Source organism: Winogradskyella psychrotolerans, assembly GCF_018860565.1.
Classification (GTDB): Bacteria; Bacteroidota; Bacteroidia; order Flavobacteriales; family Flavobacteriaceae; genus Winogradskyella; species Winogradskyella damuponensis.
This window is the reverse complement of the sequence record NZ_JAHKPS010000022.1, coordinates 252,674-267,393: the sequence shown is the minus strand read 5'-3', so window position 1 is coordinate 267,393 and position 14,720 is coordinate 252,674. Positions and strand designations below refer to the sequence as shown.

Here is a 14,720-nt window from a genome sequence, read left to right as displayed (position 1 = left end):
ATCTCATATTATAAAATAATCTAGTAACTATTATTTGTTGGCAATATACAGTAACAAAACTTCGCACCTATTTTTTTATAATAGATACATTTTTAATATTTCCATATAAGTCCATCACTTTTAAAAAGTATATACCTTCACTAATCCTAGAAAGATTTAACTGGTTGGCCTCAGATTTAGATAAAATTAACTGCCCTAAATTATTAAACAACTGTAATGATTTTACGGTTGTTTCAGACTTTACATGAATAATACCTGTTGTTGGGTTTGGATATACCTCTAAAGCTTCAATTTCCTTATCCTTAATCGATAAATTCTCTGAATTGAAAACGATTTCAAACCTATCTTTAAATTCTCCCATTTCTGAATAAAAACTGTAGTGTTCAGCATTTAAGTTATGGACTACATTTAATAATTTATCACGTAGATAAATGGTATTATTTGTTAAGAAATCTCCTTCTAATTGTGGAATAGAAATAGTGTAAACGGTAGTATCATCTACTCCCGAATAATACGCAAACGGTATAATTTCATTAAGATTTAAGTCATTTGGATTTTTCCCTTGAATCGCAAATCTTCTGGTATCATTTTCAATTTCAGTAAATAAAATTGAGGTGTTTCCACCATGCAGACTTCGAGTGGCATCAAAAGAAAACCCATCAAACCCATCACTAGCACCATTGACGTAAGCGATAAGTATTTGGTTAAAAATACCGCTTTCAGTAGTAAGGTTTAACCACAATCTATTAGTATTTGTTGTATTAGAATTTCTAAAAAACTGATTATTACTTATTAAATCCGCTTTACGCATAACATTATTAAACCTTAATGTTCCGTTAGATAAGCCTTTTACAAAAAATCCTTGACCAGAAGGAATTGTGTTATCACTGTTAGGAATATTATTATCTGTTAAAGTACCGTTACCAGCAATATTTCCACTTCCAACCGTAATAATGGCATAATCGTTTGCATTAAAGTTTAAACCTTCATTACCATCATTGACGATATCTGGAGGACTAGCATGAGACCATAAATACGCAGATCCACCAATAAGACCAGAGTTTAATGCATATAGATCATTAAAATCTATAGCACTAGGATAGGGATTACCAATTAAATTCCAATCATTGTCAGTGGCTAAGCCATTAACATAAATGGGTGTTTCTACAATACCATTATTAAATACACCTTCAAAAGTGGCTAGATAAGCACCTGGAAAAACACCAATAGGAGAAACCGTTGCTGCATAGCCTACGCCTGGAGCCATAATCGATCCTGCTGTTGCAATTTGCCAGTCATTACCATCATCATCAATATCATCGCTACCAAGAAGTGTGTTATTAGAACTATCTAAGTATTGATCTAAATAGTTTTGTGCATTGTACCAAAAACGTCGGTTTGCAGGTGCAATATCTAAGGCATCACCAATAGTTTCATCCACAATTGGAGAACTCCAATAGGTATAATCATACCAATTATTAACAACAGTGGTCTGTTTATTTACAAGCGCATTACCTCCAGGATTAAGAATAAATGCATTTTCTAAATCTAAATTCTGAACAAATGCTCCATGAGTTTCTACCCAAAGATTTCCACTGATAGAGGCTATGCTTTGTACCTCTACATAGGTTGCATTTTGTATAAAAAGTGTCGCACCTGCATTTACAACTAATTCACAGGCACTAAAACTTCCGTTAAGTAGAGTATCATAATTGCCATTAATTATGGCTTCTGTATTAATATCTGGATTACCATTGCTCCATGTTGTGCCGTTCCAAGTGGTAGTACTAGAACAACCACAAGCGAGTATAATATTTTCTTGATAAGATAAACTACCACACTCATTAGATACCATATGTGTTACGACATAAGTACCTGATCCAGGAAAGATATAGCTTGGGTTGGTGTTTGCTAAATCAGTACCAGAACCTGAAACCTCAGGTACACCATCATTGTCAAAATCCCATTCATGAGTTTCGTAAGTTTCAGTAGCTTGAAAAGTATATTCAAAACAATTTAAACGTGAAAAACTAAATGTAGCATCCGTTGGAGCTTCGTTTAAAACGGTTATACTAACTGTAGCAGTATTATCGGTAATATGAATATTATTTGCAGCTGTAGTTGAAGGTGTAACGCTATTATTAATAAAGGTTGTTGGAAAATTACGTCGCAGCTCTAATTCTATTGAATTCTCAACATTACTTAGTGTAATAGTAGAGCCATTATCATTGATTGAATTAATTGTATAATTCACTGATAAAGGAAGCGTTGTAATTATACCATCAGTATAAGTCGTAGTGGTATTATCTAAGTCCGTTAACTGTATTCCGTTAGTAATATCCCACCATTCGTATTGCAAATTAGCGACTGAACATAAGTCTATTCCAATTACTTGGGTTGCCCCACAATTTATAGTATAACTATCAGGTGTATCTTGCAAACGATCTTCAATTAGTTCTATTCTATCTAATGCTAAAAAATACGATTCGAAAGTCGTACTATATGGTCTTCCTGAGTTAACAAAACTATTACCTATGGCATGACTAAAAACTAAGACAGCATTCGAATTATCAATTACTGAAGGCGAGTTAAATACTGTGACGGTTTGAGACCAATCAAAACCTATATTATTGTCATTAAAAATTAATAAACTATTATTTAAAAAGTTAGTAGAATGGGCATAAGGGGAACTAACAAGTGTTGGCCCAAACTCATGTTTATAATATAACAAACTCGTAGTAGAATTTATGGTACTTAAACTAACATCTAAACCTATATTTGGTTGAACAATAGACGAACCATTACCTACAGGCATTGTACCAACGTAACTTGGATCTAACCCATCGCTTTTATGATAGGACAAAATATACTTTGTATTTGGCTTTAACGCTACATTTGTCATTATTGCCTCACTTGAAAAATCATTTCTAGAATAAGAGGTTTGATAGTTTTGAGTAGAGAAAAAATGGAATCTTCCACTAGATGCGCCTGTATTTGGTAAAGAAACACTGTTTGAATAAGCACTTCGATTTGTAGGACTACACGTACTGTTATCATCATCGAACCAATCTGGAGTAGAAAATTTAAAGCGCCATCCTGGAATTGTATTTACACCATTAGCAGCTATGTTGCCTTCAACAAAACAATTTGTATTAGTATTAGCAATAAAATCAATTTCTGGATTACAAATTAAATTACAATAGCTTGTGTTTACACAGCCAAAATTTGGACACATCGTCACTTTAATGTTTGCAAAAGTGTTGTTTCCTAAATTACCACTAGTATCTTTTGGTTGGTACAGAAGTTGAAGATCTCCAACAAAATTTGGTGTAATAACAAAAGTTCTATTTGGTGCAACGCCTGTAAAAGTTGTAATTAAATCACCGTTTAAACTTAAATTGGCAACCTCTAATGCCAAGCCAAGATTAGATATATCATTATTCAATAAATCTTGTTCTAATATATTTAAAGTATTACTTGGACAGTTTTCAATTGTTGGTTGCGCAATTGGGTCTTTAAAATCATCAATTCCAAAAACAGGTGGCTGACAACCAGAATAAGCTATAATATTACTGGTGTTATTGCTTACAGAAGTAATAATTGCAGGATTAGCAAACTCGATAATATTATTGTTTCCAAATTGAGTAGATAGGTTATAATTTAAACTACATAATATATCAAATTCTTGAGAGAGCGGTCTTCTTGCCGTTTCTCTAGCAATAGCATAAGCCATTATAAAATCGTTAACGGGATAGTTACAGTCATTATTTAAATCGATATGACTTAAGCTAGATCCGTTAGAAAAAACCTGTGGTGAATGCACTGGTAAATTATTATCTCCTAGTCTTATTTGAGAGGTACTTGGACAGCCATTTGTTATGGCGTTAATAGGGACTGCACTATTAAAACTCCAGTCTAATCCTGTAGATACAATTAAATCATCATTTGTATCAGTGTGTAAAAGGTTGTCATATTTTAAAAAAGCCCTTCCATTTTTGGGGTTTCCTAATTCGTCTATACCTGAAGCAAAACCCAATGCATGCATAACTTCGTGCAATAACACGGCATACATATCAAATGCATTTGTTCCAGTAATTCCAGTAGGATTATTGAAATCACTGTACCAAGAATGAAAAAAGTTAACTCGTATTAAACCATCCCAGTTATCAGGATCATTAGACCCCGAATTAATAGCTTTCCATACTTCACCTTCTACAATAGTACCTGCTGCAACACCTGAGTAATCATAATATGAAGATGCTGATGCCAACACACCACTATTAACAGACATGGATTGCAGCTCTATCTTTACAGGCTCTGCAACACCTGTTGAAGGGTTTTCTATAATTAATTGCTCTAAATCTGCAAAAATCTGTGCAATGACATTTCTATAACCGGAATTACTATTAAAATCTTGAATGCTATTGTCGGCAACAAGGTCTGTTAAATAAATGGCAAACAAACCTTCTGGACTAATATAATCTGGTGCTAAAGGTAATGCTCTTTGTTGACCAGCAATATTAGGGTTTATCCTTTTTTGTTTTTCATTACCAAAACGATCTACAAAAATATTATCTGGATTCTCCGCTGTAAGAAAAGAGCTTCTTGATTGAGCCGTCTGACTAACATCCTCTAACTCACCACAAGTAAAAACTGATAATTCTTGATTTTGTGCAACTAAATTAAACTGAAATAAGAAAAAACAGATAACATAAAAATACTTCATAAACCCAAACACTAGCATAAGCTCACAAAAGTATAAAAACGACATTCGCTTGTAAGCTTTTTCTGTATCAAAAGTGGTTTTTATCGTTGTATTGTTAAATAACCTCAAACAATTTTCCTGGTAAAGGTCTTACAACACCTTTCAACTCCATATTCAATAAAAGACCAGCTATTTTATAGGTTGGCATTTCACATTTAATGGCAATAACATCCAACAACTCTTTGTTATTTTCTTTTAGAAAGTTGTAAATGATTTTTTCATCGGGTTCTAGTTCTACAAATAGTTGTTGCTGTACAGGTTGCTTCTTATTAGGTTCTAATTCCCAATTTAGCATATATGGTACATCTAAAGGATGAGATAATAAATGGGCTTTCTGAAATTTTATTAAGTTATTACAACCCACACTTTGACTATCAGTAGTTCTTCCTGGTACAGCAAAGACTTCTCTGTTATAAGAATTAGCTATATCTGCTGTGACTAAGCTACCTCCTTTTTCGGCAGATTCTATAACTATTGTAGCTTCACTAAGTCCTGCTATAATTCGGTTTCGTTTTAAAAAGTTATTTCTATCAAAGACATCTGAACTCCAAAAATCGGTATAAAACCCTCCGTATTTTTCAACATCTGCCACATACTTTTTATGTGCTTTTGGATAAATTTGATTGAGGCCATGTGCTAAACACCCTATGGTTTGTAAATTCTGTTTTACAGCTGCCTTATGAGCTGTAATGTCTGTGCCATAAGCAAATCCAGAAACAATTATGGGGTTAAATGGCGATAACGCTTCTACTAATTTTTCACAGAAAGCGATACCGCTAGTGGTAATTTTTCGGGCACCAACAATACTAATAATACGTTGTTCTTTTAAATTAATATTACCTGATTGAAATAGTAAAATCGGACCATCGATACAATGCTTTAAACGTTCTGGATAAGTGTCCTGAGTAAAATAATGTGCAATAATTTTATTGTCTTTTATAAACTTTAATTCTTCCTCAGCTTCTTCCAAATGAATCTTATCAAAAAGGCCTTGAATAGTAATGCTACCAATACCATCAATCTTTAAAAGCTTTGTTTTCTTTTCTTTTAAAACCGCTTCAGCAGATCCGCAATGATTAATCAATTTCTTAGCCGTTGTAGCTCCAATTTTGGGTACATGTTGTAAAGCTAAAGCATAAATTAATTGTTGGTCTGTCATTGAAAACTAAATACTTAAGAAAATTAACCGTCTTTACACGAATATAATTATTTAATTCTGAATGGATTTGAAATCTTCCTAAACAGAAAGCTTAATGAAAACCATTTGGATAATCCCAATTAAAAAAAACAGAATTATTTCAAAAAAAAAAGTCATTGTAAATTCCAAGAAAATCAATCACATAGGCAACTATTTATTTTGATGTTAATAACTATGCTGCACTTAATTTCATTCAGAAATAAAAATTTTTAACTTTGCGTCTATATGCAGTTAGAGACTTACATTAGCGACCTATTATACCGTTACGATTGTGTTACCATTCCTGAGTTTGGAGCATTCTTAACGCAACGTGTTTCGGCAAAAATTCACGAAACCACTCATACGTTTTATCCTCCAAAAAAAGCTTTGTCTTTTAATGAGCAGCTACAACAAAATGATGGTTTATTAGCAAACTATATCGCTGAGGTTGAAAAGATACCTTACACAACAGCTTTAAATAAAATTTCTAAGCATATAAAGTCTATTAAATCCTTTTTAAATGAAGGAGAAACGATTCAATTTAAAAATATTGGTGAGTTAAAGTTGAATGCTGATGGTAAAATTGAGTTTAATCCATCTGATCACATCAATTATCTTACAGATGCTTTTGGTTTATCTCACTTTACATCTACAGATGTAAATCGTGAAGTTTATAGAGAAACGGCAGAGGCTGTTGAAGAAACTGCACCTATTGCGTTAACTCCTGAAAAACGTTCTAATCGTAACTGGTTAAAATATGCTGCTGCAGCTGTCCTATTTTTAGGCTTAGGTGGCTTTGGTGCCGCAACTTACTACAATAGTACAATTGAAGATCACAACCAATTAGCACAAGAACAAGCCAACGAACAACTCGATGCGAAAGTGCAAGAAGCTACTTTTGTTATCAGCAACCCATTACCTGCCGCAACATTATCTGTAGAAAAGCAGAGTGGTAATTACCATATTGTTGCTGGCGCTTTTAGAGTAGAAGCTAATTCTGAAAAGAAAGTAAATCAACTAAGAGCACAAGGGTTTAAAGCGCGTCAAATTGGTGCCAATCGTTATGGATTACACGAGGTAGTTTATGGTAGTTTTGAAACTAGAGAGGAAGCACAACGCGAACTATATAAGATTCGTCATGAACATAACCGAGATGCTTGGTTATTAATAAAGAAGCTTAAATAGATTTTTAAGGCCCATTTTACTACTCTACTTTTTAACTTTAGGTAAAACATATTTACACGGAGATTATCAATTAGTCTTCAGTAATATTACTTTTTAGTTATAATAATGCCACCTTCATCCTAAATTCGTTCTATCTTTGCACAAATTTTAAAAATCTATGCCATCTAGAACAGCATTTCAGTCTAAAACTATTGTTACCGATTTGGTATTACCAAGCGAAACAAACCCTATCAATAATCTTTTTGGTGGCGAATTGTTGGCTCGTATGGATAGAGCAGCTAGTATTGCTGCTAGACGACACTCTAGACGTATTGTCGTGACAGCTTCGGTTAATCATGTTGCCTTTAACAGATCTATACCTTTAGGTAGCGTTGTGATGATAGAAGCTAAAGTGTCACGAGCGTTTACCTCTTCTATGGAAGTGTATATGGACGTTTGGATTGAAGACAGAGAGTCTGGCGAATGCGTAAAGGCTAATGAAGCTATTTATACGTTTGTTGCTGTAGATGAAACAGGACGACCTGTAAAAGTGCCTGAGCTGGTCCCAGAAACCAAATTAGAAAAACAGCGTTTTGATGCTGCGTTACGTCGTAAACAATTGAGTTTAGTTTTGGCTGGCAAAATGAAACCTTCTGAAGCGACTGAGTTAAAGGCGCTTTTTGAGTAATAACAGTAACCTCTTTTATTTATCGTCTAGCTAACCAAGATTCTGGATTTAACTTCAGGTTATTTTTATAAATTCTAAAATCGAGAAGCGTTTCTCCTGTAATCTTATTGCTAAAAACCTTACCTATAACTTGTCCTGTTGTAATCTGATCCCCTTTTTTTACATAGAGTTTAGAAAGGTTATGGTAGATTGTTAGATAATCACCATGTCTAATTAAAATGGTTGGGTTTCCTCTTTTCATAACATGGATAGAAGATACTACACCATTAAAAATTGCTTTAACATCGGCATTTACCTCCGTGGCAATCTTAATTCCCGAATGGTTTACCTCAACTGAACTGTCTGTTAATGATCGTCCTTTTCCAAACTTAGCTTTAACAACACCTCTTGCTACTGGCCAACCTAATTTACCTTTATTAGAAGCAAAATTTGCTGCTAATTTTTTAGCTTCAGGTGTTAAAATAAACTTTCCGGTAGACGATTTTTTACCCGTTTCTTTATTGGCTGCAGCAATAGCCTCAGCAATTAAACGATCTATTTCTTTATCTAAACGATCTGCTTCTTGTTTTTTAGCTTTTATCTGAGCAGCAAATTTGCTCATGTCAGATTTAATAGAAGCCATCAAGGTTTCACGTTGTTTTAATTCGCTTTCTAATTCGCGTTTAGCAATTCGGTTTTCTTCAATAAGTTTTTTCTTATCTTCTTTTTGTTTAGATAATTGAATATTTAAATCTTGAAGTTCCTTTGTTTTTATTTTTATAGCTTCTCCTTGCTCTTTCTGATAATCTCTATACTGTCTTATATATTGAAGTCGTTTATAAGCTTGTTGAAAATTGCTTGACGACAATAAAAACATCACTTTACTTTGTTCTGATTTGCTTTTATATGATTTTACAACCATAGCAGCATAATCGTCTTTTAACTCTTGCAACTGCGTTCTAAGACTTGTAATTTCTTTTTGATTGGTGTTAATTTCTCTAGTAAGTAGATTGGCTTGCTCGTTAGTAATTCTAATTAAATTTTTTCTAACGTTTACTTTGTAGTTAATATCCTCAATAAGTGTAATTGCTGATTTTTCTTCCTTCTTTTTAGTAAATAATAAAGCATTTATTTGCTTCATTTCTCTTAAAACTTGTTGACGTTGAAGCTCTAATTTTTTTTGCTTATCGCTTTGCGCGAATAACGACGAACAGGACAGTAAAAGTCCTATTATTAGTGTAGTATAGAAACGATATTTAGTCATTATTTAATTTCAATTTCTTTATAGCCTGAAGGAATATTAAAAGGAAAACGAACCTCTTCATTCAAAGATACCGATTTAAATTCCATGGTAATAGTAACTTGGTCAGAATCGTCAACTGCTACTATTCTTATATGCTGTGGTAGTATTTGTTTTTTCACTTCTTGATAAGATGAATAATCTACCTGAAGCATTCTTTTTTCAAACTGTTGCTGTAACTGCAAGCTATCCATTTTAAAATGTGATGGATTTATAAGATAAAATAACTCTATCAATGCATGCTGGTCTTTTGGACTTAAAGCATAAGAATTATTATTAACAAAAACCTGGTGAGGCTCATCATTAAGGTCATAGATCGTCTGACCTAAAAGGATGTTTTGTACTTTCATAAAATCGAGATCTATACCTACAACATCACTTAATAGTTTATAATCACCATCAAAATATTCGTTATCTAACTTGTTATAAAACTTTACTTTATCTGGAGTAATCATCATACGCGCCATACCAATTGGCGCACTTAACCAAATCACTTTATCCTTTTCCATTCTAAAGCTAAAGGTAAATCCTTGCTCGCTATCTCCTTGGATTAATTCAATCTTAACTCTAGCATTCATTGTTTTAAAATCAGCATCGTTCTTTTTGTGCTGTTTTATCACTTGCTTAGCCGAGAGTTTATCACTAGCTACTCCAGAAGCTATAACGCTTTTGGTGGAACCACAGCTGAATGCAAATGCTATTAAAATGACACTTAGTATAAGTTTCAAATTATTATATACTTGAGGTAACTTCATTAATTATTGGGCTTTTAAGGCTTTTGCCTTTTTAGCAAACGTTTCAGATTTACTAATATTATTTAAGGCTTTGTAGGCTAAACTTAATTCCGAATAAAAATCGGCTTCCATACTTGGATTATCGATTAAGAAGTCTAGTCCCATTTCTAAATTATCGATAGCTTTTTTATATGCTCCCAAATTATTATTTGCGACACCGTTTACCAAATACAAAATTGGTTGTGCAGGATATAATTCTAGAGCACGCTCACTATCTATTTTAACCGCATTATAGTCCTTAATATCTAATTGAAGTAGTAATACGTCTTTTATTAATTTAAAGTCGTTAGGGCTCTGTTTTAAAGCTTCTTTAAAATTTGTAAGCGCTTTAACCTTATCGCCTGCTTTTAAGTAATAATGTCCTAAATCGCTATGGGTTTGTGCGTCTTTGTCATCGTCTATAAGTGCTGTTATATCTATTAAATCTGATTCGTAGTCGGGATTTCTAGCCACAAAAGCCACAAAATCTTTAAGCACTTTAGCTTTGGCATCTGCATTTATCTCTGGACTTGTTAAAACAGTTCTTACAGAGTTGATGGCTTCATCTATCTTATTATATTGAAGATAAAACTTATACAATGCCAAATGCGCAAATTTTGAATCTGGCTTTACTTCTAGTAAATTTTTGGCAGCCTTGTAAGCGTTTTTCTGATCGCCTGTTTGACTATACCTGTAGATGAGTTTTAAGTGGTTATCTTCGTTATTAGGATTATTTGCAATACGTTGTTCTAAATTTTCAATACGATCGTCTGCATTGCCTGTAATGCTATAAATATCGTTACGCATGGCGTCTCTAGAATCGCTTAAACCATATTCGGCATCTAATTCATCTAATAAATCTAATGCTTGTTTATACTTTTCTTCTCTAACGTAAAGTGCCGCCAAATCCTCTTTATAATCTGGATGATATTTTACCAATTGCCTAATGGTTTTTAAAGCATTTTTAATATCATCTTTCTGAAAATACACATCGTAAAGCTCATCTAAAAACCAAACATTGTCTGGCTGCATACTAATGGCTTTCTTTAGATTCTCTTCTGCAGCTCCAAAGTTTTTTAGCTTATTGTAGTTTTTACCAAGCTCAAAATAGATTACAGGAAGTTTACTATTAAGATTTAAGCATTTATGAAGTGCGTCTACGGCTCTATCATAATTCTCAATACCTTTTTGCTTTAAAGCTTCAAAAAAGTGTTCTTGAAATTCGTCTTCAACATTTCCTAAATCGTCATCTGGACGCTTGTTAAAATCAACTTGAGCATAAGTCGTCTGCGGAACGATTACCATTCCGAAAAGAAAAACGAATATTAAGATAAATGTCCTATTCACTTTGTTGTTGCTTTAGCAAGTCTTCAATCATTTCAAATTTTTCTAACACTTCAAATTTTTCACAAGATGCCTTCATTGTATTTCTAAAATAATTGGCTTCTTCTGGCAAGTTTCCTCCAGCGTTATCAAATGTATTTTTATCTGGCCACTGTGCATATGCAAAAAAGTTTAGTGCATCTTTTTTATGTAATCGAGAGCCCAAACTTCCTTCGTATTTGTAAATCAACGTTGTTAATCCTTTCCAAGATTCAATGAATTTATCTTCTTGATTAGGTTTTATTTTAATTGTGTACAATACGATATACATAGTTGCTAAATTTAAATAGCACGATTATTCTATTTCAATAATTATTCCATAATGGTATAATCACCAATACTAATCTTTGTAAACTCACCATTATATTTAACGTGGTTACCAATCATTGCTTCGTCTAAATTAGCGTTTTTAATAGTCGTTTGGTTTTGTATTAAGCTATTTTTAACGGTTGAATTTTCTATGATACAATCTTTACCAATAGAAACATAAGGTCCTACAGTTGTATTTTTTAAAACCGTTCCTTTTCCAATGTAACAAGGCTCTATCACTTTTGAATTTTCTAAAACAACAGCATCATCGATTAATTGCTCTTCATTGTCAGACGTTAAGAAGCCTAACATTTTAGCGTTGGTCTCTAAAGTAACAGCTTTGTTTCCACAATCCATCCACTCATCAACAGTTCCTGTTTTGAAGATTCTTCCATCTGCCATCATGCGTTTAATACCATCATTAATTTGGTATTCTCCTCCATTCATTATGTTTTCATCTAAAATCTCTTGTAACTTCTCCTTTAAAACAGCCACATCTTTAAAGTAATAGATACCTATAACGGCTTGGTCACTTACAAAAGTTTCTGGCTTTTCAACTAATTCAACGATATTTTTATCATCATTAAGCTTTACAACACCATAAGCTTCAGGATTTGCAACGCATTTTGTCCAGATAACACTATCTGCTGTAGGATCTAAATCAAATTCTGCTCTAATTAATGTATCTGCATAAGCTATTACAGCAGGACCAGAAAGTGAAGGTTTTGCACTCATAATAGCATGACCTGTTCCTAACGGCTGATCTTGTCTGTAAATAGATGCTTTTGCTCCCAAACCTTCTGCCAATTCTTTTAAACTTTCTACGACCTCTTCACCAAAAAATGCTGGGTCACCAAGAACAAAAGCTATTTCTTCAATAGGTTGCTTTAAAACTTTAGCAATATCTTTAACCAAGCGATGTACTATCGGCTGACCTGCAACAGGTATTAATGGTTTTGGTACGGTTAAACTATGTGGTCTTAGGCGAGATCCTCGGCCTGCCATTGGTACTATTATTTTCATCGGAAAATTTATTTTTCGTTTCCACAATAGTGGAAATCTTTTACTGTTAAACTTTATTTACGTTTTTGGTTACGATTAAATGACCTCATCTAAAATCGAATAATACCTACAAGGTTTTTGAAACCTTGCAGGATATGCTTTGTCTATTTTGTTCCAGTACTCCCAAAACCACCTTCACCTCTATCGGTTTCAGACAATTCTATGGAGTCTACCCATTCGGCACGTTCGTGTTTTGCTATGACTAGTTGTGCGATACGTTCACCATTCTGAATTTCAAAATCCTCATTAGAAAGATTTACTAAAATGACACCTATTTCTCCTCTATAATCTGCATCTATAGTTCCAGGTGCATTTAATACTGTAATCCCTTTTTTTGCAGCCAATCCGCTTCTTGGTCTTACTTGTGCTTCAATACCAACAGGCAATTCTATATATAAACCTGTACCAACAATACTGCGCTCTAAAGGCTTTAAAATTCTAGACTCCGATAAGTTAGCACGCAAATCCATACCTGCGGAAGCAATAGTTTCGTAATGTGGTAATTGATGATTTGATTTATTTATTATTTTAATTTTCATGTTAAATTTTATCTAATGTGATGCTTTGCTACGGCTCTGAATGACACATTAATTTTGTTTTAAAAGTTGTTTTAATTCCTTCTTTTCAAGTAGAATAACCAGTCCCAAAAATACAATTAACATTGCAATTCCAATAATATAATTCTCACGATAGTTATAGAAAAATATAAATGAAAACAGGATTGATACCACAAGATATAAACTTATTTTCTTCAAATTATAAGGAATTGGATAGTATTTTTTTCCAAAATAAAACGACAATAGCATCATAAGAGTATATGCTGAAAGAGTTGCTATTGCTGAGCCTTTAAAACCTATAACAGGAATTAAAACATAATTTAAGACCAAAGTAACCACAGCTCCAAATATTGAAATATAGGCTCCAAACCTAGTGCGATCTGTTATTTTATACCAAACAGAAAGGTTGTGATAAATACCTAAACAAAAATTAGCTAACAGAATAAATGGCACAATCCACATGGCTTCATAGTAGGCTTCACTTCGTATAATAAAAGGCTTTAAAACATCTGCAAAAACCACAACACTTAATAAAATCACAGATCCAAAAGCCACAAAATATTCTAAAATTTTAGCATAATTTTTTTGCGGATTATCTGCTTTAGAATGGCTAAAAAAGTAAGGTTCTATACCTAAACGAAAGGCTGTTGCAAATAGAGTCATAAATAAAGCGAGTTTGTAGCAGGCTGAATACATCCCTATTTTTTCGTCTGCAACATCTGGTGGCAACAAATATTCTAATAAAATGCGGTCAAAAGTTTCATTAACGGAATACGCAATTCCTGCAACAAGAACTGGCATAGCATAACGCATCATTTTTTTCCATAAAACGGTATCGAATTTAAACCTGATTTTAGTGTAAAAAGGAATTAACAGCAGCAATGTTAGTCCGCTTGCTATTACGTTAGAAATAAAAATATAACTGATTTCAAAATCGGGTTTATAAATGCTCTCAAAAAGCGAATTCCCTTGAGCCAAATCTTTTAAATACAGTAATAAGAAAACATTGAGTCCTAAGTTAATGGCTACATTACATATTTTAATAACCGCGTAGCGCATAGGCTTTGCCGTGGCTCTTAGCCAAGCAAATGGTATAATGACCAAGGCATCTAATAACAAAATGACAAAGACTAAATTGAGATACTTAAGCTCTATATTTATAAGATTTGAAATCTGATGTCTAAAGAGAAAAGCAATGCCCAATAATGCAAAAGAACTTATGATTAATGAGATTGCAGATGTACTTGTTACTTTTTCTTGATTTTCTTCTTTGTTAAAAAACCTAAAAAATGCGGTTTCCATTCCGTAAGCCAAAACAACATTAAAAAGCACAAAGTAAGCAAATATAAAGGACACACGACCATATTCTTCAATAGAGAGTACTGATGGGTCTGTGTAAAGTGGTACCAAAATAAAACTCAACATTCTTGGTAATACAGTTGCTAAACCATAAATGAATGTTTGTTTAAAAAGTGATTTAAATCCGCTCAAAAGTATTGTTTACAGTAAACTTCAAAAGTATTAAATTAATACTTGCCATACTTAACTAGTTAAAACAATTAA

At 33.0% G+C, this 14,720-nt stretch carries 11 protein-coding genes; 2 read left to right on the top strand and 9 right to left on the bottom strand.

Annotation, left to right across the window (positions count from 1 at the left end; translation table 11 throughout):
* Positions 1 to 67: 67 nt before the first annotated feature.
* Positions 68 to 4,834: a T9SS type A sorting domain-containing protein gene (locus KO504_RS10080; protein WP_215926506.1), complete on the bottom strand. Its 4,767-nt coding sequence runs from the start codon at positions 4,832 to 4,834 to the stop codon at positions 68 to 70.
* Positions 4,821 to 5,924, bottom strand: a complete 1,104-nt coding sequence (gene dprA / locus KO504_RS10075; RefSeq protein WP_215926504.1) for a DNA-processing protein DprA — start codon at positions 5,922 to 5,924, stop codon at positions 4,821 to 4,823. Before dprA ends, KO504_RS10080 begins: the two co-directional genes overlap by 14 nt.
* A gap of 264 nt (positions 5,925 to 6,188) precedes the next feature.
* On the opposite strand from dprA, the gene KO504_RS10070 reads away from it, so the two are divergent.
* On the top strand, positions 6,189 to 7,127 hold the full coding sequence (locus KO504_RS10070) for an SPOR domain-containing protein (RefSeq protein ID WP_215926502.1): 939 nt from the start codon (positions 6,189 to 6,191) through the stop codon (positions 7,125 to 7,127).
* 157 nt (positions 7,128 to 7,284) lie between these two features.
* Complete coding sequence (locus tag KO504_RS10065) at positions 7,285 to 7,794, top strand: acyl-CoA thioesterase (protein WP_215926500.1); 510 nt, start codon at positions 7,285 to 7,287, stop codon at positions 7,792 to 7,794.
* Between the two features lie 19 nt (positions 7,795 to 7,813).
* On the opposite strand, the gene KO504_RS10060 is transcribed toward KO504_RS10065, so the two are convergent.
* The 7 genes from KO504_RS10060 to KO504_RS10030 form a co-directional block, all read right to left on the bottom strand.
* Complete coding sequence (locus KO504_RS10060; RefSeq protein WP_215926498.1) at positions 7,814 to 9,037, bottom strand: murein hydrolase activator EnvC family protein; 1,224 nt, start codon at positions 9,035 to 9,037, stop codon at positions 7,814 to 7,816.
* On the bottom strand, positions 9,037 to 9,828 hold the full coding sequence (locus tag KO504_RS10055; RefSeq protein ID WP_215926496.1) for a DUF4292 domain-containing protein: 792 nt from the start codon (positions 9,826 to 9,828) through the stop codon (positions 9,037 to 9,039). The genes KO504_RS10060 and KO504_RS10055 overlap by 1 nt, the downstream gene beginning before the upstream one ends.
* 3 nt (positions 9,829 to 9,831) lie before the next feature.
* Complete coding sequence (locus KO504_RS10050) at positions 9,832 to 11,193, bottom strand: tetratricopeptide repeat protein (RefSeq protein WP_354667393.1); 1,362 nt, start codon at positions 11,191 to 11,193, stop codon at positions 9,832 to 9,834.
* Positions 11,186 to 11,500, bottom strand: a complete 315-nt coding sequence (locus tag KO504_RS10045) for an antibiotic biosynthesis monooxygenase family protein (RefSeq protein WP_215926494.1) — start codon at positions 11,498 to 11,500, stop codon at positions 11,186 to 11,188. The genes KO504_RS10050 and KO504_RS10045 overlap by 8 nt, the downstream gene beginning before the upstream one ends.
* 41 nt (positions 11,501 to 11,541) lie before the next feature.
* Positions 11,542 to 12,561 carry a sugar phosphate nucleotidyltransferase gene (locus KO504_RS10040; protein WP_215926492.1) on the bottom strand — a complete coding sequence of 340 codons (1,020 nt, stop codon included), beginning with the start codon at positions 12,559 to 12,561 and terminating at the stop codon, positions 11,542 to 11,544.
* Positions 12,562 to 12,704: 143 nt separating this feature from the next.
* Positions 12,705 to 13,139, bottom strand: coding sequence for a dUTP diphosphatase (gene dut, locus KO504_RS10035; protein ID WP_215926490.1), 435 nt, complete (start codon positions 13,137 to 13,139; stop codon positions 12,705 to 12,707).
* A gap of 48 nt (positions 13,140 to 13,187) precedes the next feature.
* A complete protein-coding gene (locus KO504_RS10030) occupies positions 13,188 to 14,648 on the bottom strand; it encodes an oligosaccharide flippase family protein (protein WP_215926488.1) in 1,461 nt (486 codons plus the stop codon).
* Between the last annotated feature and the right edge of the window lie 72 nt (positions 14,649 to 14,720).

Coding starts and splice junctions, on each gene's coding strand:
- KO504_RS10045 (WP_215926494.1), bottom strand. CDS start 11,500: ATGTATATCGTATTGTACACAATTAAAATAAAACCTAATCAAGAAGAT.
- KO504_RS10070 (WP_215926502.1), top strand. CDS start 6,189: ATGCAGTTAGAGACTTACATTAGCGACCTATTATACCGTTACGATTGT.
- KO504_RS10060 (WP_215926498.1), bottom strand. CDS start 9,037: ATGACTAAATATCGTTTCTATACTACACTAATAATAGGACTTTTACTG.
- dut (WP_215926490.1), bottom strand. CDS start 13,139: ATGAAAATTAAAATAATAAATAAATCAAATCATCAATTACCACATTAC.
- KO504_RS10065 (WP_215926500.1), top strand. CDS start 7,285: ATGCCATCTAGAACAGCATTTCAGTCTAAAACTATTGTTACCGATTTG.
- dprA (WP_215926504.1), bottom strand. CDS start 5,924: ATGACAGACCAACAATTAATTTATGCTTTAGCTTTACAACATGTACCC.
- KO504_RS10055 (WP_215926496.1), bottom strand. CDS start 9,828: ATGAAGTTACCTCAAGTATATAATAATTTGAAACTTATACTAAGTGTC.
- KO504_RS10040 (WP_215926492.1), bottom strand. CDS start 12,561: ATGAAAATAATAGTACCAATGGCAGGCCGAGGATCTCGCCTAAGACCA.